Source organism: Cognatilysobacter terrigena, from assembly GCF_004361065.1.
Lineage (GTDB): Bacteria > Pseudomonadota > Gammaproteobacteria > Xanthomonadales > Xanthomonadaceae > Cognatilysobacter > Cognatilysobacter terrigena.
The window spans coordinates 155666-177356 of sequence record NZ_SELT01000003.1 but is presented as its reverse complement, the minus strand read 5'-3'; the positions used below and the strand labels follow the sequence as shown (position 1 = coordinate 177356).

Annotated in this window: 19 protein-coding genes and 1 pseudogene; 9 read left to right on the top strand and 11 right to left on the bottom strand. The window is 69.4% G+C overall.

The genetic code is table 11. The annotated features are described in order from the left end of the window. Positions 1–30: 30 nt before the first annotated feature. Genes EVS83_RS03860 through EVS83_RS03850 form a run of 4 tightly spaced genes read right to left on the bottom strand, consistent with a single transcriptional unit; the run spans position 31 to position 5991 of the window. Positions 31–3162, bottom strand: a complete 3132-nt coding sequence (locus tag EVS83_RS03860) for a YhdP family protein (RefSeq protein ID WP_208108681.1) — start codon at positions 3160–3162, stop codon at positions 31–33. After that, a complete protein-coding gene (locus EVS83_RS15575) occupies positions 3122–3889 on the bottom strand; it encodes a YhdP family protein (protein WP_166636787.1) in 768 nt (255 codons plus the stop codon). Before EVS83_RS15575 ends, EVS83_RS03860 begins: the two co-directional genes overlap by 41 nt. Positions 3890–3916: 27 nt before the next feature. Further along, positions 3917–5407: a ribonuclease G gene (gene rng, locus EVS83_RS03855; RefSeq protein ID WP_133499695.1), complete on the bottom strand. Its 1491-nt coding sequence runs from the start codon at positions 5405–5407 to the stop codon at positions 3917–3919. Then, the gene (locus EVS83_RS03850) at positions 5404–5991 is read right to left on the bottom strand and encodes a Maf family protein (RefSeq protein WP_133499694.1); all 588 of its coding nucleotides are present in this window, start codon (positions 5989–5991) and stop codon (positions 5404–5406) included. Before EVS83_RS03850 ends, rng begins: the two co-directional genes overlap by 4 nt. A gap of 135 nt (positions 5992–6126) precedes the next feature. On the opposite strand from EVS83_RS03850, the gene EVS83_RS03845 reads away from it, so the two are divergent. From EVS83_RS03845 to EVS83_RS03835, 3 genes are all read left to right on the top strand, one after another. After that, on the top strand, positions 6127–6867 hold the full coding sequence (locus EVS83_RS03845; protein WP_133499750.1) for an SIMPL domain-containing protein: 741 nt from the start codon (positions 6127–6129) through the stop codon (positions 6865–6867). A 2-nt stretch (positions 6868–6869) separates the two neighbouring features. Beyond that, the gene (locus tag EVS83_RS03840) at positions 6870–7070 is read left to right on the top strand and encodes a hypothetical protein (protein WP_133499693.1); all 201 of its coding nucleotides are present in this window, start codon (positions 6870–6872) and stop codon (positions 7068–7070) included. A gap of 321 nt (positions 7071–7391) precedes the next feature. Then, positions 7392–8060 carry an energy transducer TonB gene (locus EVS83_RS03835; protein ID WP_133499692.1) on the top strand — a complete coding sequence of 223 codons (669 nt, stop codon included), beginning with the start codon at positions 7392–7394 and terminating at the stop codon, positions 8058–8060. A 103-nt stretch (positions 8061–8163) separates the two neighbouring features. On the opposite strand, the gene rlmH is transcribed toward EVS83_RS03835, so the two are convergent. From rlmH to leuS, 6 genes and pseudogenes are all read right to left on the bottom strand, one after another. Then, positions 8164–8634, bottom strand: coding sequence for a 23S rRNA (pseudouridine(1915)-N(3))-methyltransferase RlmH (gene rlmH, locus EVS83_RS03830; protein WP_133499691.1), 471 nt, complete (start codon positions 8632–8634; stop codon positions 8164–8166). Between the two features lie 121 nt (positions 8635–8755). Then, positions 8756–9154 (bottom strand): annotated as a pseudogene (gene rsfS, locus EVS83_RS03825) (ribosome silencing factor); the annotation flags it as partial. Between the two features lie 39 nt (positions 9155–9193). Next, positions 9194–9865 (bottom strand): nicotinate-nucleotide adenylyltransferase, encoded by a 672-nt coding sequence (gene nadD, locus EVS83_RS03820; RefSeq protein ID WP_133499689.1) that lies wholly within the window; start codon positions 9863–9865, stop codon positions 9194–9196. Next, complete coding sequence (holA, locus tag EVS83_RS03815; RefSeq protein WP_133499688.1) at positions 9862–10926, bottom strand: DNA polymerase III subunit delta; 1065 nt, start codon at positions 10924–10926, stop codon at positions 9862–9864. The genes nadD and holA overlap by 4 nt, the downstream gene beginning before the upstream one ends. A gap of 10 nt (positions 10927–10936) precedes the next feature. Further along, the gene (locus EVS83_RS03810) at positions 10937–11506 is read right to left on the bottom strand and encodes an LPS-assembly lipoprotein LptE (protein ID WP_133499687.1); all 570 of its coding nucleotides are present in this window, start codon (positions 11504–11506) and stop codon (positions 10937–10939) included. 82 nt (positions 11507–11588) lie between these two features. Next, on the bottom strand, positions 11589–14360 hold the full coding sequence (gene leuS, locus EVS83_RS03805) for a leucine--tRNA ligase (RefSeq protein ID WP_133499686.1): 2772 nt from the start codon (positions 14358–14360) through the stop codon (positions 11589–11591). A 138-nt stretch (positions 14361–14498) separates the two neighbouring features. On the opposite strand from leuS, the gene EVS83_RS03800 reads away from it, so the two are divergent. The 3 genes from EVS83_RS03800 to EVS83_RS03790 are packed head-to-tail and all read left to right on the top strand — an operon-like array spanning position 14499 to position 17587. Then, complete coding sequence (locus tag EVS83_RS03800; RefSeq protein WP_133499685.1) at positions 14499–16235, top strand: sensor domain-containing diguanylate cyclase; 1737 nt, start codon at positions 14499–14501, stop codon at positions 16233–16235. 27 nt (positions 16236–16262) lie between these two features. Further along, the gene (locus tag EVS83_RS03795; protein ID WP_133499684.1) at positions 16263–17339 is read left to right on the top strand and encodes a DUF1176 domain-containing protein; all 1077 of its coding nucleotides are present in this window, start codon (positions 16263–16265) and stop codon (positions 17337–17339) included. After that, positions 17336–17587, top strand: coding sequence for a SemiSWEET transporter (locus tag EVS83_RS03790; protein ID WP_133499683.1), 252 nt, complete (start codon positions 17336–17338; stop codon positions 17585–17587). Before EVS83_RS03795 ends, EVS83_RS03790 begins: the two co-directional genes overlap by 4 nt. Here the strand turns inward: EVS83_RS03790 and EVS83_RS03785 are convergent. Beyond that, positions 17535–18167: a DUF998 domain-containing protein gene (locus EVS83_RS03785; protein ID WP_133499682.1), complete on the bottom strand. Its 633-nt coding sequence runs from the start codon at positions 18165–18167 to the stop codon at positions 17535–17537. The two genes, EVS83_RS03790 and EVS83_RS03785, sit on opposite strands and share 53 nt — an antisense overlap. A 74-nt stretch (positions 18168–18241) precedes the next feature. Between EVS83_RS03785 and trxA the strand changes: the two genes are divergently transcribed. The 3 genes from trxA to EVS83_RS03770 all read left to right on the top strand — a co-directional run bounded on the left by trxA (position 18242) and on the right by EVS83_RS03770 (position 21675). Further along, entirely contained in the window at positions 18242–19111 is an 870-nt protein-coding gene (gene trxA / locus EVS83_RS03780) for a thioredoxin (protein ID WP_133499681.1), read from the top strand. Between the two features lie 72 nt (positions 19112–19183). Further along, positions 19184–19633, top strand: a complete 450-nt coding sequence (locus EVS83_RS03775) for a DUF4442 domain-containing protein (RefSeq protein ID WP_133499749.1) — start codon at positions 19184–19186, stop codon at positions 19631–19633. 62 nt (positions 19634–19695) lie between these two features. Next, entirely contained in the window at positions 19696–21675 is a 1980-nt protein-coding gene (locus EVS83_RS03770) for a bifunctional serine/threonine-protein kinase/formylglycine-generating enzyme family protein (protein WP_133499680.1), read from the top strand. The last annotated feature ends 16 nt before the right edge of the window (positions 21676–21691 follow it).

Below are 21691 nucleotides of genomic sequence, written 5' to 3'. Positions count from 1 at the left end.
CGGACTATATGCGGGGCGATGTGATCGGCCTCAACCGGCCGGTGGCTTCGCGAGCGCCAGCGCGCGCGTCTGGTCGCGCGTCATCACTTCGACCTTGGGATCGGCCCACGGGCCGGTGACGCGATAGACCTTCGCGCCGATCTGCCCGAGCGGCTTCTGCATGACGGCACCCGCGGCCGCACCAATGGCAGCACCGACCGGCCCACCCGCGAGCGCGCCGACGGCGGTCAGGAGGTTGGCCGACTTGGGATGCACTTCGATGGTCTGGTCGAACGTCTGCGCTCGCATGTTCGCGGCACCGCGGATGCGGATGTCCGCGGCGGGGCCCTTGATGCCGAAGTCGTCACTCCGCGCCAGCCCGCTGTCGAAGCGCACGTTGCCGCCGAGCTGGTTGAAGCTGAAGCCCTTGGCGAAGAAGTCGCCGAAATCGAGCGTCAGGCGACGCGGCAGTTCGGCGAGGCTCAGCAGGCCGAGCACGCGGCCCGCGCCCGGGTTGACCTCGAGCAGCCGGCCGTTGCGAACGTCGACCGCGAGGGTGCCTTCGAGGCTGCCCAGCGCGAAGTCGCTCGGTGCGCCGGCCCACGCCGCGTCGAAATGCGCCGTCCCCTTGCCGCCGCCGACGCGCCCGCCGAACCCGAAGCCATCGAGCAGTGCACCGAAGTCGTCGCTCGCCACGGTGGCATCGATATGCGTGCGCGCAGCGGCTTTGCCCGTCCATTCGCCCGTCGCGTCGATGCGCTGCGCGCGGCCGCGCGCGGTGAACTGGTCGAGCTGCAGGCCGGCGGCGGTCGGATGCGAGCGGAAGCGCGCGTTGCCGAGCTGCGCGCCGCCGATGCGGAGGTCGTCGACATCGATCGCGAGGGCCGGAACCTTCGACGGGTCCATCGCGGCGCTAGCGGGCGAAGCGCGGACGGGCACGGGGCGGCGCGTCGTCGGCGTCATCGGCGCGATACGCGGCGCGCCGCTGCTGGTCGTCGCGGTTGCGCTCGACGTCGTCGCCGGCTTCCAGAACACGCGACCGAAGCGGCCTGCGATCGGGCCCGGGCCATCGGGCACGGTCACACTCCCGGCGAGCGTGGCGCCATCGGCACGCACCGACAGCGCGTTGCCGCCGAGCGGTTGCACCTGCAGGCGCGTTTCACCGAACACGCCACCGAGCATGTTGAGGCGCGGCGTCGTCACGTCGATGCGCTGAAGCGAAAGGCCGTCGCCGCCGGATCCACTACCGCCGCGCGCGAAGGCGATCCAGTCGAGCGCGTCGAGTTGCGCAGCGCGGCCCGTCGCAACGATGCCCGACGCCGGCGCCGCATCGTCCACGGTGCCGCTGCCGAGCACCACGCGCACGCCCGTCCGACCGCCGCTCGTGCGTGCGCGCACGCCGGCGAGGTTGCCGAGGCTCACTTTCACCTCGCCACTGCCGAGCGGAAGCGGCGTGTCGACGAACGCGGGCAAGGGCTGCGTCGCGGGCTTGCGCAGCGGCGCCGGCAGATCGAGCGACGTACCCGCGAGCGTGCTGCGCAGTTGCAGGTGCGCCGACGCGCCGGGCGCGCTGATGTTCTTCGGCACGACGACGCCGACGGTCCACGCGGAACGCCCGGCCACGTACGGCGACAGCCAGTCCATTTCCGGCGCGCGCTTGAGCAGGTCGTCGATGTCGAAATTCGCCGCGACATCGCCTTCGACGATGTTCGTCGTCGCGCGCACATGGCCGTCGCCCACGCGCAATGACAGCTGGCCCGGCTGGCCGTCGTGGCGCACCGCAAGATCCGTCGCGGTGAAGCCGCGCAAGTCGTAGTCGGCGCGGCCGTGCACGTCGTCGAAGCGCAGGTCCCAGCGGCGATCGGCGAGCATCGCGCCATTGAGATCCACCGCACCCTTGATCGACAGGGGCTCCGGTCGGCCCAGCGGAAGTTCGAGATTGAAGTCGACCTTCGCGGGGCCGCTGGCGGACAGCGCGTCGATCGTTTCCGGCTGCAGCCTGCGCAGGCCGCTCGCGCGCACGACGTCGAGCAGTTGCGATGCTTCGGTGTTGCCGTGCGCTTCCACGAGGAGCGCGCCATGCGAGTAGTCGTCGATCGACGCCTTCAGCACCGGCAGCTGCACGCGACCGACGCGGCCGCTGCCGACGATGTCGAAGCCGGTACCGTCGAACATCACGTCGGCATTGACGTCTTCCGCGGGCTGCCAGTCGGGAAGGAACTTCACGACGCCGCCGACGACACGACCGCGCGCTTCGAACGTGCCTTCGTGATGACGGAACGGCCAGTCGTCCAGGTCACCGACGACGACCGCCCGACCCTGCTCGACGCGGCCACCCACGAGCCCGTTGTCGAGCCACTGCACGACCTTCGGCGCCATCACGTTGCGCACCCAGAACCGCTTGGCGACGGGTACCGCGGTGGGACCGATATCCGTGGCGATGTCGATGAAGGGACGCGTGCCGTCGCCCTGCCAGAACAGGCCGCCGCGCACGTCGGCCGAGTAGCCCTCGCCGCCGATGTGCAGCGCGTGCGTGCCGACGCGCCAACCCGGGCCATCGCGCCACACGGCTGCGCGCCCGGTGAGACGCACGAGGTGATCGGGGCCGAAGGCCTGCGGCCAGCTGAAACGGATCGCGCTCGAAGGGTCGAAGTCGACCTGCACGCCGTCGGCGTCACCGGCGAGTCGACCGGCGATGCCGCGCAGACCCGGCGTCGTGCCGACACGATCGAAGCCGACTGATGCCAGCTTCGCCTGTACGTTCGTATGACCCTGCACGCTGCTGACGCGCGCATCGTCGACGAGCCCCCCGGGCGCGGCCGCGCGAATCCAGCGGCGCGTGCCTTCGGGCAAGCGATCGGTGAGCGCGGCGGTCTGCAGCAGCGGCGCAACGTCGACATGGCGTGCGGCGAGGTCGAAACGACCGCCACCGGCCAGCGCCAAACCGTCGAGCACTTCGCCGGAACGCTTCTGCTGCACGCGCAACGTCGGCAGCGTCACCGTCCACGCGCGACCCTTGACGCGCCAGACGCCGAGCGCATCGACGCGATCGAAGACCACGCGAGGCACCGCACCGTCGAGCGGCGCGCCCTGGAGCGTCACGCCCGAGAGGGCGCCCTGCCCCGTGACCTGCACCACGCGCTCATCGCGCAGCTCTGCCCACGCGCGCGCTGCCGACGCCACCGGCGATGCGCACGCCGCCGGCGTGCAGCACGGCCGCCCAGTCGCGCAGGTCGACGCGCTCGGCGCCGACATAGGCGCGGCCATCGCCCGTGTCGCGATCGAAATCGAGTACGCCGTCGAGCGGCGCCGCGTTCGTACGCATCCACGCACGCACACCGGCACGCACGCGGGCACCGTCGACGCGCAGGCGCAGGTCCGCGCGCGGAATCGCGGTGTCGATGCCGTACGCGGGCGCGACGATCGCGAGGCGGCCGTCGATGACATGCAATTCGCCGAGGCGATCGAGCGTGCCGAACGGATCGGCGTTCTTCTCGTCCGTCTGGCCCGGTAGGCCGCGCACATCCCACGTGCCATCGTCCGCACGCTCGAGCGTGAGATCGAGGCCGCGGAGGCGCAGCTCAGTGAAGGCATGACCCGGCAGCAGGCCGAGATAGACCGACGCCAGCAATTCGGCGTCACCGACGGCAACGGCCTTGTCACCCTCGCCGATGCGCAGGCCGCGCAGTTCGATCAGCGGGCCGACCTTCGTCCAATGCGTGCGCAGGCCGGTGAACGACACCGGCCGCTTGGTGCGATGTTCCAGCCACGCCTTCACCTGCGCCGGATGCTGTGCGAGCAGCGGCAGCGCGAGGCTCACGAGCCCCAGCAGCAGCGCGAAGCCGAGCACCGCGACCGCGGCGACGTAGCCGAGGCCGACGTGCGCGCGCTTGGCGTGGCGAAGGATCACGCGCGGTGCGACGCCGCGACGCCGCGGTCAGAGCAGCACGACATCGAACTGCTCCTGCGAGTACTGCTCGTCGGCTTGGAAGCGGATCGACTTGCTCAGGAATTCCTCGAGTTCGGCGACCGCCGCCGACTCCTCGTCGGTGATGCGTGCTACGACCTTCGGCGACGCGATCACCAGCAGCCGCTGCGCATCGAACTGGCGCACCTGCCGCACGATGTCGCGGAAGATTTCATACGTCACCGTTTCCGGCGTCTTGAGCGAACCACGCCCGCCGCACTCGTGGCAGGGTTCGGACAGCTGCCGCTGCAGGCTCTCGGTGGTGCGCTTGCGGGTCATCTCGACGAGACCCAGCGGGGAGAAGTCGTACACGGTCGTCTTGGCGTGGTCGCGGGCGAGCGCCTTCTCGAGCTGACGGAGCACCTGCCGCTTGTGCTCGGCATCCGTCATATCGATGAAGTCGATGATGATGATGCCGCCGAGGTTACGGAGCCTGAGCTGACGCGCGACCGACTGGGCGGCCTCCAGGTTCGTGCGGAAAACCGTTTCCTCAAGGTTGCGCTGACCGAGAAATGAACCCGTGTTCACGTCGATCGTCGTCATGGCCTCGGTCTGGTCGATGACGAGGTAGCCGCCGCTCTTCAGCGGCACCTGCTTCTCGAGTGCACGCTGGATCTCATCCTCGACGCCGTACAGGTCGAAGATCGGCCGCGCCCCCGCATAGTGCTCGATCTTCTCGTTGAGGCCGGGCATGTACTGCGCGGCGAAGGCTTTGAGCCGGTCGCAGGTTTCACGCGAGTCGACCTTCACCTTCTCGACGTCGCGACGCAGCAGGTCGCGTACGGCGCGCATCGGCAGCGACAGGTCCTCGTACACGCGCTCACCGAGCTTCGCCGACTTCGAGCTTTCCTCGATCAGCGACCACACGCGGTTGAGGTACGCGATGTCTTCGGCGATCGCTTCGTCCGGCTGCCCTTCCGCGTTCGTACGCACGATGTAGCCGTGCTGCGCGCCCGGCGGCGAGAGCGACGACACGATGTGCTTGAGCCGCGCGCGCTCGACTTCATCCTCGATGCGCGCCGACACGCCGACCACGCGCGTGCGCGGCAAAAGCACGAGATAGCGAGACGGAATCGACAGCTGCGTCGTCAGCCGTGCGCCCTTGCTGCCGATCGGATCCTTCACCACCTGCACGACGATGTCCTGACCGTCGCGCAGCAGTTCGGTGATCGGTCGCGTCGGTTGCGGCGGCAGCGGTGCCTCGTCGCCGTTCGCCGTGTCGGACACCGGCGTCGGCTTCACGATGTCGCCCGCGTGCAGGAACGCCGCACGCTCGAGGCCGATGTCGATGAAGGCGGCCTGCATGCCCGGCATGATCCGCTGCACCCGACCCTTGTAGACGTTGCCCACCACCCCGCGACGCCAGCCGCGTTCGATGTGCAGTTCCTGCAGCATGCCGTTCTCGACCACGGCCACGCGCGTTTCGCGCGGCGTGACGTTGACCAGGATCTCTTCCGTCATGCCGCCATGCCTGCGAATGCGTCGACGCCGAATTCGGCGAGCAGCTTGGATGTCTCGTGCACCGGCAAGCCCATCACGCCGGAGTAGCTGCCATCCAGTCGCGTGACGAACGCTTCGGCACGGCCCTGGATCGCATACGCGCCGGCCTTGCCCGCCCATTCGCCGCAGGCGATGTAGCCGTCGAGCTGCGCGGACGTGAGCGCCGCGAACGTGACGTCGGACACACTGATGGCCTGCGCCTCGCGTCCGGCCGACATCAGCCACACCACGCTGATCACCTGATGCGTGCGGCCCGACAGCTTGGTCAGCATGCGCACGGCATCGTCGGCATCCACGGGCTTGCCGAAGACTTCGTCGTCGAGCACGACTTCGGTATCGGCCGCGAGCACGAGCGCATCGGGGACGCCTGCGACGGACAACAGCCCCGCACCCGCCTTTTCCCGCGAGACCCGGCGCACGTAATCGAGCGCGGGTTCACCGGGTTGGCGGACTTCGGGAATGTCGATGTCGAGGAGGCGCGGGTCGAGGCCGAGGCGGCCAAGAAGCTCGCGTCGGCGCGGGGATTTGGAGGCGAGATAGAGCATCGACCGAAGAATAACCCGCCACCTGTCGAGGCGATCCTGAACCTTCGGCATCGCGTCCCGACCCCATCACGTCTCACCGGCCGTTCACTGTGACGTACCGACCCTTCGCCCACCACTGGAGCCTCCATGCCCGCCATGCGCCCCCTTGTCCGCCCCCTCGCCCTCGCCGCTGCGCTCGCCTTCGGAAGTCTCGTCATGACCGTCGACGCCCAGACCGCGCCCGTGCCCGTCCCGATGACGGCGCCCGATTCCACGCTTCTTTCCGTCGCATCGCAGGCCGAAGCGCGCCGCGCGCCCGACATCGCCTCCGTATCGGCGGGTGTCGTCACCCAGGCCGCCGACGCGAACACCTCGCTGCGTGAGAACGCCGATCGCATGGCCAAGGTGATCGCCGCCATCCGCGCCGCGGGCGTGGCCGATCGCGACGTGCAGACCGCGGGCGTCAACCTCAATCCGCAATACCGCTATGCCGAGAACCAGCCTCCGGCGATCACCGGCTACCAGGCGTCGAACAACGTCAACGTCACGGTTCGCGACATCGCCAAGCTCGGCAAGATCCTCGATGCGCTGGTCGCGACCGGCGCCAACCAGATCAACGGGCCGACCTTCGACATCGACCAGAAAGAGCCGGTGTACGACGAAGCGCGCCGTGCGGCGCTCGAGAAGGCCCGCGCCCGCGCCGAGATGTACGCGAAGACGCTGGGCGTGCGCGTGCGCCGCATCGTGTCCATCGACGAGAGCGGTGGCGCGACCATCCCGCGCCCGATTCCCATGATGGCCATGGCGAAGATGGCGCGCGACGAGGCGACGCCGATTTCGCCTGGCGAGAACGTGCTTTCGGTCAATCTCAACGTCGTGTTCGAACTCGGAAAGTAACCATGACGACGCCTGACATCCCGCGCGGCCGCGACACGGCGGCTGCAGCGGATCCCCGCCCCGGCGCGAACCCGGGCTACGCGGAAAACCAGCCGCGTGACAAGGCGGACGCACGCGACCCGCGCACCGGAAAGCTGCCCAATCCCGAGGCCGGCGGCCTCGACCGACCGCAGGGCGACGATCCGAATCCCGCGGGCGAGTAGGCGTCTTTGCCGATCGGAAGGAAAAAGCCCGCTGCGTGCGGGCTTTTTCTTTTGGCGCGATCGATGGTCGGAGATGCGCGATGGGACGAGGCTGATCGCCTCGGCGCGCCAAACGGTTTGGCGAATGGACGCTGCGCGCGCGCCGTCGCCGAAGGATGGCGCTGTGTACGCAGATGTGGATGTCCATCGATGAGCGGAAATCGCGAGGCATTCCGAACGGAATCGTGACGCGCGCCTCGATCGAAAATTTTTTCAACCGGACCCAACCCCACTCGCCGTGCAGGCCCGTTCGTATCGGCACCGACCACCGAGGAGCCGGCCATGCACACGATTTCCGCACCCCGCGTCCAGCTCGATCCCACTCGCATCGCCTCCATCAGTGGCGCGATCGCGATCAATGGATTGGTGCTGCTGTTGCTGCTCGCGCCGATGACGCCTGTGATCAAGGCGGTGCGCGACGCCCAGGACGTGATCATCGTTCCGATGAAGCCTAAGGAGAACCCGCTGCCGCCTAAGCCGGATCCGACGCCCATCAACGTCGAAATCAAGCATCCGACGCCGACCATCCGGCCTGAAACGCGCCCTGTCGTGATCCCGCCGCTGCCGGCGGAGGATGCGCAGCCCGGCGACATCAAGGTGCCGCCGGTCACTTCGGAGAACGCGATTGCCGATGCAGGCAACATCACCCCGCCAGCAGACGACGGCAAGCCACTCACCGGCGCGCATCTCGAATACGCAGCGAACCCCGCACCGACCTACCCGCCCTCGTCCCTGCGCGCGCAGGAACAAGGCACAGTGCTTCTCGAAGTGCTGGTCGACGTGGACGGTCGTCCGATCCAGGTGACCATCTCGCGCAGCAGCGGTTCGCGTGCGCTGGACGCCGCGGCGCGTCGTCAGGTGCTCGCGAACTGGCGGTTCCGTCCTGCGATGCGCAATGGCGTCGCAGTGCAGGCCATCGGCATCGTGCCGGTCGACTTCAGGCTCGAATGACGTCCACGCACAGCCCGCATCCGGTGCATCGGATGCGGGCTGTCGCCTTGCCATCGGTTACCGGGTGATCGTGCAGACGCGACGCACGTCCACCGCGTCGCCATCAAGCGCGGTGATACGGATGATTCGCCAGCAGCGCCGCTGCGCGATACAGCTGTTCCGCGACGACCAGGCGCACGAGCATGTGCGGCAATGTCAGCGGGCCGAGCGACCACGACTCGTCCGCGCGCTCCAGCACCTCCGGCGGATGACCTTCCGGCCCGCCGATCAGGAACGCGAGATCACGCCCCTGCCCGCGCCAGTGCTCGAGTCGCTGCGCGAGTTGTTCCGAGCTGTAGCTGCGACCACGGCCATCGAGTGTCACCACCCACGCGTTGCGCGGAATCGCGGCGATGACGCGCGCACCTTCGTCCGACTGCGCGCGGGCCGCGTCGCGCCCTTTTCCGCGCAGACCGGGCTCGACCTCGACGAGATCGAACGGCAGCCAGTGCGACAGGCGCTTGCGGTATTCGGCGAAGCCGTCGGCGACCCAGGCGGGCGCGCGCTCACCAACGGCGATGAGCCGCGCCTTCATGGTTGCCGGATCAGAGCGCCGGGCGCGGGCGACGTTCGACGTCGAACTCGTCCGCGTCGTCCTCGAAGCTGAGCGGTTCCTCGTCGGGACTCAGCTCCGCGCTGAGGTGGCCGTGCGCCAGTTCGTCAACGCGCTCTGGCGGTTCGTCGCCGACGGTCCACAGGCGCTCGAGCGCATAGAACTCGCGCACGCGCGGCAGCATGACGTGCACGATCACGTCGCCGAGGTCGACCAGCACCCATTCGGCTTCGCGCTCGCCTTCGACGCCGAGCGGCATGACGTCGAGGCGCTGCTTCGAGAACTTCACCACTTCGTCGGCGATCGACTTGACGTGCCGCGTCGAAGTACCCGACGCGATCACCATGAAGTCGGTGACCGAGCTCTTGCCGCGCACATCGATCTCGACCACGTCGCGCGCCTTCAGCTCATCGACCGCATCGCGCACGGTACTGAGCAGTTCGTCCACCGACGGCGGCGGGCTCGGCAGGCGGGTCTTGATGACGTGGGCTTCGGTACTCAAGTGGCGCGGCTCCGGATCGGTGAAGGGAAAGTATAGGGACTAGGCTGAAACGGGCCGTGCATAAAGCCGGTGACGGTCGATGTAGGCGGCGACGGGCGGCGGCACCTGCGACATCCAGGGTTCACCGTCGGCGATGCGACGGCGGATATCGGTCGACGACTCGGTACGCGGCGGCTCCATCGGCAGGAGCGCGAGCGCGCCGGATGGCGCATCGAGCAACGTGTCGAGCGGCTGCAGCCGACGGCCGATCGCGTCTGCGAGCCCGGCGTCGATCTCTGCAAATCCCGCCGGATCGAGCGAGAAGCCGGGACGGCCCGCCGCCAGCAGATGCGCGAGGTCGAAAAGCTCGCGCCAGCGATGCCAGCGATGCAGCTGCGCGAGCGAGTCCGCACCGACGACCCAGACGATCGGCGTCGCATCGCGGACCTCGGCGCGCACCTCGCGCAGCGTGTCGATGCTGTACGACGGCTCGTCGCGCGCGAGTTCGCGGCGGTCGACGTGCAAGCCACGCTCGCCCGCGACGGCGAGCTCGACCATGCGCGCGCGATGCGAGGCGTCGGCGTGCGTGGCGTCCTTGTGCGGCGGATCCGCGGCCGGCACGAGCTGCACATCGGCGCCCAGGGCGTCGCGAACCGCGCGGGCGACGGCGAGATGGCCGCAATGGATCGGGTCGAACGTTCCGCCGTAGCCGACCCAGGCGTGCATCGTCATCCGGTGGCGAGCAGCCGGGTCGCGCCGCGTTCGGCCAGCGCGACCATCAGGCGTTCGAGCGCGACCCACGCATCGCCGGGCGCGCGGCCCTTCGCGATACGGTCGACGAGGCCTGCCTGGACCAGCATTGCTTCCCACGCGGCCGGCGAATGACGTTGCAGCGCGCGGCGATACATCGGCTGCTTGGCGTCCCAGACGCGCTGTGCCTTGAACGCAGCAACGAGGTTGCCGCCCTTTGCATTGACCTGCGACAGCGCGGCGCCGCGCTGCAGCTCCATCACGATCATGCCGAGCAGCGCCGGCACGGCTTCGCCCTCTGCGCGCAGGCCGCCGATGATGCGAACGACCTGCGCGGGTTGGCCGTTCATCGCGGCGTCGATGAGGCGGAACACGTCGTAGCGCGACGCATCGGCGACCAGCGACTGCAGCGTGTCGAGCGCCAGCGGACGACCGCCGCGCGGCGCATCGGGCGCGTCGCGGAACAGCAGCGCGAGTTTTTCGATTTCCTGCGCCGCCGCGAGCAGGTTGCCTTCGACGCGTTCGGCGAGATGCATCACCGCGTCGCGATCCGGCGAAAAGCCGCGCGCGCGCAGGCGGCGGTCGACCCAGCCCGGCAGCTCGTGCGGCTTGACCGGCCACGCCACCGCGACGCGACCGACGCGATCGATCGCCTGGCTCCAGTCGCCGCCGTGGCTGCGGCTCCAGTCCTCGCACGTCACCAGCAACACGACGTCGGGCGATGGATTCGCGCAGGAATCCGCGATGACTTTCGCGCCTTCCTTGCCCGGCTTGCCGGTGGGAAGACGGAGTTCGACGAGGCGTCGCGTCGCGAACAGGCTCGGCGCGTTGAAGGTGGCGGACAGGCCGTCCCAGTCGGGTTCGCGCTGGCCGGCGCCTGCTTCGAACACTTCGCGTTCGGCGATGCCGTCGCGGCGCGCGGCTGCGCGCACCGCGTCCGCGGCTTCCAGCACCAGCAGGGGTTCGGAACCTGCGATCAGGTAGGCCGGTTTCAGCGGCCCGGTATCGAGCTGCGTGATCAGCTGGTCCGGGGAAATTTCCACGCCCGGACGATCAGCCGCCCGACTGGCCCGTCTGATCGGCGGGATTCGGCGTGACGGTCGGCGCGGGGACGGGCTGGATCGGCTTGACGACACCGAGCTTCAGCACCGCTTCGATGCGACGAAGCATCGAGAACGCCATTTCGCGCCGCAGTTCCTTCGCCAGGGTTTCGCGCTCGCCTTCGGCGCCGATCGCGTTCGTCGGGTTCGACACGTAATCGCGCGCGAGTTCGATGGTCTGGCGCGGCACGACGACGTTCCCGGCCGCATCGCGCAGCTCGAAGATCACCGCGTAGCGCAGGCTGAATTCCTGCGAGCGACCGAGTGCGTCGACGCTGATCGGCGTGTCGCCCCACTGTTCGGCGAGGATGTCGAGCACGGCGCCATTGCCGCCTTCGCGGATGACGCTGAGGCCCGCACGTTCGACCGACTGCGCGATCGATTCGGCCAGCGGGCTGTAACGGTCCGTCGAGACGACGCGCAACGGGCTGAGCTCCGTCGGAATCGCGACGCGCTCGCGCAGATGGAAACCGCAGCCCGTCAGGGCGAGGACGAGGACGGCGGAAACGAGGCGTCGGATCATGCGGGGAGTCTGGACGAGGCGGCGGCGGGCGGCAATAGCGGCAGGTCGCGCGTCCACGTGGCGTGCACGTGGACGCGAACCGTCAGCCGGCGACGATGTTGACGATCTTCCCCGGCACGACGATGACCTTGCGCACCGTCTGGCCTTCGAGGAACTTCGCGACGCCCGGCTCGGCGAGCGCGGCGGCTTCGACCGCCTCGCGCGGCGCATTCACCGGCGCGTCGATCGTCCCGCGCAGCTTGCCGTTGACCTGCACGGCGAGCGTCACCGCGTCGCGCACCAGCGCCGTCGGGTCGGCCTGCGGGAACGGCACGTCCTCGAGCAGCGTTTCCGGATGGCCCAGCGCCTGCCAAAGCGCGTGGCAGACGTGCGGCGTCACCGGATTGAGCAGCAGCACCATCGTCTGCAGCGCTTCGTGGCGGACGGCGCGGCCCTGGTCGCTCATGTCGTCGAATTTCGAGACGGCGTTGAGCAGTTCCATCAGCGCCGCGATCGCGGTGTTGAAGCTGTGGCGGCGGCCGTAATCGTCGCCGACCTTCTGGATCGTCTCGTGCAACTGGCGACGCAGGGTCTTCTGCGCGGCGGTGAGCTGCGAGGCATCGACCTCCGGATGATCCGGCTGCGACACGTGCGTGATCACCTCGCGCCAGAAGCGGCGCAGGAAGCGCGCCATGCCTTCGACGCCCGCTTCGTTCCACTCCAGCGACTGCTCGGGAGGCGCGGCGAACATCGAGAACAGGCGGACCGTGTCGGCGCCGTACTTGCCGACCATGATCTGCGGGTCGACGCCGTTGTTCTTCGACTTCGACATCTTCTCGATGCCGCCGATCTGCACGCGGCCGCGGTCGACCTTGCTGTGCGCACCGATCACCTTGCCGCGTTCGTCGCGATCGATCTCGACGTCGGCCGGGTTGATCCAGTCCTTCGCGCCGTTGTCGAGCTCGCGGTAGAACGTTTCCGCGATGACCATGCCCTGCGTCAGCAGGTTGGTCGCCGGCTCGTCGCCGTTGACCAGGCCCGCGTCGCGCAGCAGGCGGTGATAGAAGCGGAAATACAGCAGGTGCAGGATCGCGTGCTCGATGCCGCCGATGTACTGGTCGACCGGCAGCCAGTACTTCGCGCGCTCGTCGACCTGCTCGGCCGCACCCGGCGAGCAGTAGCGTGCGTAGTACCAGCTCGACTCCATGAAGGTGTCGAAGGTGTCGGTCTCGCGCTCGGCGGCGGCGCCGCACGACGGGCACGTCGTCTTGCGCCACTCCGGATCGGCCTTGATCGGCGAGGCGACGCCGCTGAACTCGACGTCTTCCGGCAGCACGACCGGCAGTTGCTCTTCCGGCACCGGCACCGCGCCGCATTTGGCGCAGTAGATGACCGGAATCGGGCAGCCCCAGTAGCGCTGGCGGCTCACGCCCCAGTCGCGCAGGCGGAAATTGACGCGACGACGGCCGCGGCCTTCAGCTTCGAGCTTGCGAGCGAGATGCTCGAACGCTTCGGCGTAATCCATGCCGTCGAGCTCGTCCGAATTGACGATCCAGCCCTTCTCGGTCCACGCACCGGTGTCGAGGATGCCGCGTTCGAAGGCGTCGACTACTTCGACGGCCGCGCGCGTTTCGTACGGATCGGACGGCGCGTGCTCGCCGAGCGCGACCGTCATCGGATCGTCGTGCTGCACGAGGTGCTTGGCGGCCTCGAGGATCGCGTCGCGCACTTCGGTCGGCGCGATCACCATGCGGATCGGCAGGTTGTAGGCCTTCGCGAACGCCCAGTCGCGCTCGTCGTGGCCCGGCACGCCCATCACCGCGCCGGTGCCGTAGTTCATCAGCACGAAGTTGGCGACGAACACCGGCACCTCTTCGCCGCTGAGCGGATGGATCGCGCGCAGGCCTGTGTCCATGCCGCGCTTTTCCTGCGTCTCCAGCTCGGCTTCGGAGACGCCGCCCTGGCGCAGCTCGGCGATGAACGCGGCGAGGTCGCCGTTGCGTTCAGCCGCCTCCAGCGCGAGCGGATGCTCGGCGGCGATCGACACGAACGTCACGCCCATCAGCGTGTCCGGCCGCGTGGTGAACACCGTCAGCGGCTCGACGGCCGCGCCCTGCGCGTCGCGCACGTCGAAGCGGATCTCGAGGCCTTCCGAGCGTCCGATCCAGTTGCGCTGCATGGTCTTCACCGCGTCCGGCCAGCCCGGCAGCGTGTCGAGGCCGTCCAGCAGTTCCTGCGCGTAGTCGGTGATCTTGAGGAACCACTGCGGGATCTCGCGCTTCTCGACCACCGCGCCCGTGCGCCAGCCGCGGCCGTCGATCACCTGCTCGTTCGCGAGCACGGTCTGATCGACCGGGTCCCAGTTCACGACGGAGTTCTTGCGGTACGCGAGGCCCTTCTTCATCAGCCGCACGAACATGCGCTGCTCGTGGACGTAGTAATCCGGACGGCAGGTGGCGAACTCGCGCGACCAGTCGATCGCGTAGCCCATCTGCTGCAGCTGGGCGCGCATGTGCTCGATGTTCGCGTAGGTCCACTTCGCTGGCGCGGTGTTGTTCTTGATCGCCGCGTTCTCGGCCGGCAGGCCGAAGGCGTCCCAGCCCATCGGCTGCAGGACGTTGTGGCCGGTCATGCGCTTGTAGCGGCTGATGACGTCGCCGATCGTGTAGTTGCGCACGTGACCCATGTGCAGCGCGCCCGACGGGTACGGCAGCATCGAGAGGCAGTAGTACTTGGGCTTCGCGGACGACTCGTCCACCTCGAACGCGCGGGTGCGGGTCCAGAAGCCCTGCGCCGCCGACTCCACGGAGCCGGGTTCGTAGGCGCGCGGCTCGGAGCCGGAAGATGTGACGTCGGTCGCGTTGGGGGAAGACACGAGGGGCGGGTCCGAAACAGGCGGGCGGTCGAAAAGCCTATCGCAGTGCACAAATGCCCGTCACGCGCCCTGCTTGACCATCGGACCTGCGGCACGCAGCTTGCCTGACCTCCGGATTGCCGACGCCCCATTTCGCCGATGCCCGCCGATCTCCTTCACGTCGCCCGTCAACGAAGTCCCGCCGTCGGTTCTCTCGTCGCGCTGCTGCTCGCGGTCAGCGCCTGCATGCTCTGGGGCATCCACTCGTTCGACACCAGCGCGCGCTGGGTCAGCCATACGCACCGGGTGCTGGCGGAGATCGAGTCCGTGCGCTCGGCGCTCAACAGCACCGAATCGGCGGCGCGCGGCTTTCGCCTCAGCGGCGACGAAGGGCTGGAAGCGGCCTACCTCGACCACCGCCCGGAAGCGCTGCGCCGCGTCGGCGATCTGGCGCGGCTGGTGGCGGACAACCCGCCGCAGCAGCGCAAAGCCATGGAGTTGCGCGGGCTCGTCGTCGACCGACTGGCGCAGATCCGGCGCACCGTCGAGCTCGACCAGGCCGGCCGCGACGGCGACGCCAATGAAGTGATGGTGACCGAGGGTGCGGCGATGAACCGTCGCATCGACGATCTCACCGTCGAGATGGTCGACGTCGAGAACCGGCTGCTCGTCGAGCGCGAGGCGGTTAGCACGCGCGACGCCTGGGTGCTGACCGTGGTCGTGGTGATCGGGATCTTCGTATCACTCGCCATCCTCGGCTCGCTGCTGTCGATGGTCGGGCGTGAAGCACGACGCGCCCGCCGGCTGGAACAGGAAACGCGCAATGCACTCGTCACGCTGGAAGCGTCGGTCGGCCAACGCGAACACCTCGCCGAGCAACGCCGCATTCTCGGCGCCTTCGCCGGGCTGCTGCACAGCTGCCAGACCGTCGCGGAAGCGCTGGACGTCGCCGGCAACGCGCTCGCCCAACTCGTGCCGAACGGCGCCGGCGTCTGCTACGTGATGCGCGCATCGCAGAACCTGCTCGAACTCAACGCGCTGTTCGGCACGCACGGCAGCGAGTTCCCCGACGCAATGCGACCCGACCAGTGCTGGGCGCTGCGACGCGGCCATCTGCACGCGTTCGATCCAACGCGGCCGACCGCTCGTTGCGAGCATCTCGACGGCCTGCCCGATGACGTCGCCTGCGGTGTCTGCGTGCCGCTGGCCTCGCAGGGCACCGTGCTCGGCCTGCTGCACGTCAGCAATCGCCTCGGCGAGCCGTTGACGGAGCTGCAGCGCGCGGCGGTCGAGTCCGTCGCCGAACATCTGGGCGTCGTGCTCTACAGCCTCGAGTTGCGCGAAAGCCTGCGCGTGCAGTCGCTGCGCGATCCGCTCACCGGGCTCTACAACCGTCGTTATCTCGAAGAGAGCCTGCCGCGCGAGATCGAACGCTGCGAGCGTCGCGGGCGGCCGCTGTCGGTGCTGATGCTCGACGTCGACTACTTCAAGCGCTTCAACGACGAACACGGCCATGGCGCCGGCGATGCGCTGTTGACCAAGATCGGCCAGGTGCTCGCCGCGGTGACGCGCGGCGAAGACATCGCCTGCCGATACGGCGGCGAGGAGTTCACGATCGTCATGCCGGAAGCCGGCCTCGAGCAGGCAGCGGCACGTGCGGAGCAGATCCGTCTGGCGATCGGCGAGGCGTCGATCACCTACATGCGCCGCGAACTCGGGCCGGTCACCGTGTCGATCGGCGTGCACGAACTGCAGGTGGGCCTCGATACGCCGCAGACGCTGCTCGCCACCGCGGATCGCGCGCTGTATGCCGCCAAGGCGCAGGGCCGCAACCGCGTGCTGCGGTCGACGCTGCCGTCGATGCACGGCGCGCTCCCCGGCAGCGCGGGCGCGTGATTCAATTCGCGGCATAACGGAGTTTCCATGTCGTCCGAATCGTTCCGCGGCGCCGCGCGCGCGGCCGCTCTCGTCCTGTCCGCTCTGCTCGCATCGTCGGCGCACGCGGCGGTCGCCCTCCCTGCCTACAGGACATTCGGCGATTGGACCGTCGCCTGCGACAACACTGGCGCCTGCGAAGCACGCGGCTACACCGACAACGGCGACGACAGCCTCGCGCTGCGCGTGGTCCGCGCGGCAGGGCGCGATGCGGTGCCGACGTTCGAGGTGGTCGACATTCCCGATGGTGCGGGCGCCACGCTGAAACTCGATGGCCGCGCCTTGTCGTTCGGCGCGAACGCGCTGCAGACACGCGCCAGCAAGGACGACGACAACGCGCCGACACGCACGCTGGTGCTGCGTGGCGTTGCCGCACTGCAATCTCTCGCCGCACAGGCGCGACGCGCCAAGCATCTCGGCCTTGCAGGCACCGCATCGGTCGGCAGCCTGACCGGCTTCAACGCCGCGATGCTCTTCATCGACGACGCTCAGGGCCGGGTCGACACGCCGACCGCGATCGCACGACCCGGCCGATCGAATGCCGCAATTCCCGATGCCCGCCCGCTGCCCGCGGTGCACGCCGTTCCGTCCCGTGGCAAACCGCTGAGCGACGCAGCCGTCCGCCGCTACGTCGATGCGCTGAAGAAGCTGCACGACGACTGCGATGACGACGTGGGCAGCATGACCGCGAGCGTCGACCCAATCGGCGACGCGCAGGTCATCGCATTGGTGCCCTGCGTGCTCGGCGCCTACCAGGGCAGCTATGCGGCCTTCATCAGCCCGCGCAACGACCCGGCGCACGCCAAACCGCTGCGCCTGCCGTTTCCACCGGGCATCGACGACGACAGCTCGATGCTCACCGAAGCGGGATTCGACGCGAAGACCGGCCGACTTTCGACGTTCGCGAAAGGTCGGGGCCTCGCCGACTGCGGCATGAGCGCCGAGTGGGCATGGGACGGCCGCGCCTTCGTGCTCGCGTCGTACACACTGCTCGACCGCTGCGGCTGGCCCGAACCCGGCGACTTACTCACCGTCTGGCGCACCGCCGATGGAGCGCCGCGATGACGGGCGAATGGATCGGTTACGTCGCCGCGTCGCTCACCACGCTGTCGGTCCTTCCGCAGGCGATCAAGACGATCCGCACGCGCGACACGAGCGGAATCTCGCTCGGGATGTACGTCGTGTTCACCGTCGGCGTCGCGTGCTGGTTCTTCTACGGCATCGTGCTCACGTCGTGGCCGATGATCGTGTCGAACCTGCTTACGCTCGGCCTGTCGATGACGATCCTGGTGCTGAAGCTGCGCCACGGCTAGGCGGCGCAATCAGCCATGTCGCGACGAACCAGGCGGCGAAAGCGACGCGCTGCGACGCGCCGACCGGCACCAGGCCCGGCGCAACAATCGCGAACACCAGCGTCACGATCGCGCACACGGTGACGGCCCACGAGCGCGACGCATGCCGCGTGCCGCGCATTCCGACGCCGAGCAATACGGCGCCGACAACGAAGGCGATCCACCATAGCGTCCACACCGCGGCGTGGAGGCGGCTGGCAGCGGACAGCAGGTCGGTCGAATCGAGCGGCAGCAGGCCGAGCGCCGCATAGGCCAGCGCGGCAAGCGTCATCGCCTGCACGCCGAGGCGCGCGGCGAAGCGGGCGTCCGTCATCCGCATGCGCAGCGCCTGCGCGACGAACGCCGTCAGCACGCCCGGCACGACGAACGCGAGGAGGTTGAACGCGAATGCGTGCGCCACGCCCGACGCCCCCAGCGCCGCGACGGGATGCGCGGCCTGCGAGAACGACGGAAACATCGCGCCGAACCCGAGCACCGACGGGGCAAACAGGGCGGCCGCAAGTGCGGCGGCGACGCGGGCGGGGCTGACGGACCGTTGCATGTCGCCATGCTAGCGTGCCGGCCTTGCGACGCCGGGGCCACGCCCCCATCTCGCGACGATCTCCAGGAGCCGCCATGACCGCCGACGCGAATCCGCACGTCTTCGATGCGACCGCCGACAATTTCCAGGACGACGTGCTGCAGCGCTCGCTGCAGGTGCCCGTGCTGGTCGACTTCTGGGCCGAATGGTGCGGCCCGTGCAAGACGCTGGGGCCGGTGCTGGAAAAGCTCGCCGCCGAATACAACGGCGCGTTCCTGCTGGCCAAGGTCGACGTCGACAAGGAGCAGCAGCTCGCCGCCGCGTTCCAGGTGCGCTCGATCCCGACGGTCTACCTCGTCAAGGACGGCCAGCTCGCCGACGGTTTCCCGGGCGTCATCCCCGAGGGCACGCTGCGCGAATTCCTGAAGACGCACGGCATCGAGCCGGCCGCCGCGGCGGACGAACCCGACGCCGCCGGCGACGCCGCGCCGATCGATCCCCATGCCGAGGTGGTGCGCCTGCGTCACGCGGTGTCGGAAAAGCCCGACGACGGCGCGCTCAAGCTCGACCTCGCGCTCGCGCTGCTGCGCACCGGCGCGACGGCCGAAGCCGAGCAGCTCCTCGATGCCCTGCCCGCCAACCTCGCCACCGACGACCGCACCGAGCGCGCGCGCGCCCACCTGCGCCTGCTCGCCGCGGCGAAGGACGCGCCGCCGGCCGACGTGCTCGAAGCCGCGATCGGCGCCGACGCGGGCGACCTCCGCGCCCGTCACCTGCTCGCGGTGCAGCGCCTGCTCGCGGGCCGCGAGGACGAAGGGTTGGAGCACCTCATCGAAATGCTCCGCCGCGATCGCGCGTACGAAGACGGCCTCGCGCGGCGCACGTTGATCGACGCCTTCCGCGTGGTGCAGGACGACGACCTCGTCGGGCGCTATCGCCGCAAGATGTCGTCGCTGCTGTTCTGACGCGCCGCCCACCCTGATCGATCGCGACCGCGCTGGCGGTCGTCGCGGAACCGCACCGTGAACCCGCAGAACATCCGTGCCGGCGTGCTCCGGCACGCGCTCAACCTCTGGCCGCCGTTCCTCGCGACCGGCATCCATGTCACCCATCTCGCGGACGACTGGCGCCACGCGCGGGTCGAGCTGCGCTTGCGTCCGTGGAACCGCAACGCGGTCGGCACGCACTTCGGCGGCAGCCTGTTCGCGATGACGGATCCGTTCTGGATGCTGCTCGTGATGCGCAATGTTGGCCGCGACTACTTCGTGTGGGACCGCTCCGGATCGATCGATTTCGACGCGCCCGGTCGCGGCGTCGTGCAGGCCGAATTCCACCTCGACGACGCGACGCTCGACGACATCCGCGCGCAGACCGCGGACGGCGCCAAGCACCTGCGCTGGTTCGAGACGCCGGTGGTCGACGCGTCCGGCACCACCGTCGCGCGCGTGCGCAAGCAGCTCTACGTGCGACGCAAGCCGGGTCGCTGATCACGTTTCGGAACGGATGCGCCCTTCGCGGCGCGCGCTCCGACCTATATGCTCGGGCCGGCATGGACGACCCCACGCCCGCCGACGCCCACGTCGAACCGCTCCCGCAGATCAACGGGTATCGCCTGCTGCGCCAGCTCGGCCGCGGCGGCATGTCGACGGTCTACCTCGCGGAGCAGACCGCGCTCGGTCGCGAAGTCGCGATCAAAGTGATGGCGCCGCAGGCGCTCGCCGACGAGGTCAGCCGACGCCGGTTCGAGAACGAGGTCCGCACGATCGCGCGGCTCGAGCATCCGCACATCGTCCGCATCCACGAGCTGGGTCGCACCAAGGACGGCCTGCCCTACTACTCGATGCCGCACCTCGCGCGCGGGCACCTGGGCGAACTCGACTTCACGCGCGACGAGGCCGGCGCCGTCGAGATCGCGATCGCGCTGCTCGCCGCGCTCGAATACGCGCATTCGCGTGGCGTCGTGCATCGCGACGTCAAGCCGGAGAACGTGCTGTTCGACGAAGCCGGGCGTCCGCTGCTGGCGGATTTCGGCATCGCACTGCGTCGCGGGTTCGGTCCGCGCGTCACGACCGCGGGCCTCGCCGTCGGCAGCACCGCGTACATGGCGCCCGAACAGGCGCGCGGCGAGGATGTCGACGGCCGCGCCGACCTGTACAGCCTGGGCGTCGTGATCTGGGAAATGCTCGCCGGCCGCCTGCCTTACGAGGCCGCCGACGCGCTGTCGATGGCGCTCGCGCATGCGCAGCAACCCATTCCGAAACTGCCCGCGCACCTGCGCCACTGGCAGCGCTTCATGTATCGCGCGCTGGCCAAGTCCGCCGATTCGCGCTTCCAGACCACCGCGGAAATGCGCGAGGCGATGCTCGCCGTGCGTCCGCCGCGCTGGTTGCCGGCGTGGGATCGCGTGCGCGATGTGATCGGCAGCCCGGCGATGCGCTGGGGGGCGGGCATCGCCGCAGTCGCGCTGCTCGGCTGGGGCGTCGCCTCCGTGTGGCCGCGCGGCGGCAACGACGGCTTCTTCCATGTGCCGAACGCTCCGCTGGCCGCGGCGCCCGACACCGAGGCGGCACCGGACCCCACCGACCGCATGCTCGCGCCCCTGCCGGGTGCGGACATCGAAATGGCGGTGTCGCGCGGCCGCGCGCAGATCGCCCGCAACGCGCTGACCACACCCGAAGGCGACAACGCGCTCGCCACCGTGCTCGAAGCGTGGACGAACCATCCCGACGATCCGCGCGTCAAAGCGTTGAGCACCGATCTCGACACCGCGTTGCGGACGAAGACGGTCGCCGCGGTGAAGGGCAACGACGATGCGCGCGCACGCGACCTCGCCGGCCACACCGAGCAGCTCGCGCGTGCCACCGGCCAGCGCGGCGACGCACCCGCCGCGGCCGATCTGCAGAAGGCCCTGCGCACGCGCTTCGACGACGCGCTCGCGCACAACGATCGCAAGCGCGCGCAGCAGACGCTGGTGCTTGCGAAGGACCTGCGCCTTGCGCCCGCGGAACTCACCCGCTGGACGCGCGAAGCCAACCGCATCGAAGGCGCGCCTCGCACCGTCGCGGGCGATGAAGTAGCGGACCTCGGACGCGGCAGCGTGTCGCCGCACCCGGTGACCCGTGCGGAATACCAGCGGTTCGTCGACGCCACGCATCGCCCGGCGTCGCTGTGCCGCGAGCGCGCTTCGCTGCTGCGCGTGTTCGCGCCGCGCACCTGGCAGTCGCCGGGCTTCGCGCAGGGCCCGAACGACCCGGTGGTCTGCGTCTCGCTGCAGGACGCGGAGGCGTACGCCAACTGGCTCGGTGGCCAGGCCGGCGGCAAGTTCCGGCTCCCCTCGTCGTCGGACTCGTCGCGTGCGTCGGCCGACGTGGGCGGTCGTTCGATCAGCCTGTGGCTGCGCGACTGCGGTGGCAGCTGCCTCGAACGCATGGTCACCGCACATTCGTGGCGCGGCCGCACCGCGCAGGAGCCGCTCACCGCCAACCGCGGCTACGACGACGTCGGCTTCCGCCTGATGCGCGAGCGCTGAGGCGCGGCCCGCGGCC

What these genes read in the sequence shown, in the direction of transcription:
- EVS83_RS03795 (WP_133499684.1), top strand. Translation starts at nt 16,263, where the DNA reads ATGTCGTCCGAATCGTTCCGCGGCGCCGCGCGCGCGGCCGCTCTCGTC.
- EVS83_RS03790 (WP_133499683.1), top strand. Translation starts at nt 17,336, where the DNA reads ATGACGGGCGAATGGATCGGTTACGTCGCCGCGTCGCTCACCACGCTG.
- rng (WP_133499695.1), bottom strand. Translation starts at nt 5,407, where the DNA reads ATGACGGAAGAGATCCTGGTCAACGTCACGCCGCGCGAAACGCGCGTG.
- trxA (WP_133499681.1), top strand. Translation starts at nt 18,242, where the DNA reads ATGACCGCCGACGCGAATCCGCACGTCTTCGATGCGACCGCCGACAAT.
- EVS83_RS03840 (WP_133499693.1), top strand. Translation starts at nt 6,870, where the DNA reads ATGACGACGCCTGACATCCCGCGCGGCCGCGACACGGCGGCTGCAGCG.
- rlmH (WP_133499691.1), bottom strand. Translation starts at nt 8,634, where the DNA reads ATGAAGGCGCGGCTCATCGCCGTTGGTGAGCGCGCGCCCGCCTGGGTC.
- EVS83_RS03785 (WP_133499682.1), bottom strand. Translation starts at nt 18,167, where the DNA reads ATGCAACGGTCCGTCAGCCCCGCCCGCGTCGCCGCCGCACTTGCGGCC.
- EVS83_RS03850 (WP_133499694.1), bottom strand. Translation starts at nt 5,991, where the DNA reads ATGCTCTATCTCGCCTCCAAATCCCCGCGCCGACGCGAGCTTCTTGGC.
- EVS83_RS03835 (WP_133499692.1), top strand. Translation starts at nt 7,392, where the DNA reads ATGCACACGATTTCCGCACCCCGCGTCCAGCTCGATCCCACTCGCATC.
- EVS83_RS03845 (WP_133499750.1), top strand. Translation starts at nt 6,127, where the DNA reads ATGCGCCCCCTTGTCCGCCCCCTCGCCCTCGCCGCTGCGCTCGCCTTC.
- EVS83_RS03810 (WP_133499687.1), bottom strand. Translation starts at nt 11,506, where the DNA reads ATGATCCGACGCCTCGTTTCCGCCGTCCTCGTCCTCGCCCTGACGGGC.
- EVS83_RS03770 (WP_133499680.1), top strand. Translation starts at nt 19,696, where the DNA reads ATGGACGACCCCACGCCCGCCGACGCCCACGTCGAACCGCTCCCGCAG.
- nadD (WP_133499689.1), bottom strand. Translation starts at nt 9,865, where the DNA reads ATGACGATGCACGCCTGGGTCGGCTACGGCGGAACGTTCGACCCGATC.
- EVS83_RS03800 (WP_133499685.1), top strand. Translation starts at nt 14,499, where the DNA reads ATGCCCGCCGATCTCCTTCACGTCGCCCGTCAACGAAGTCCCGCCGTC.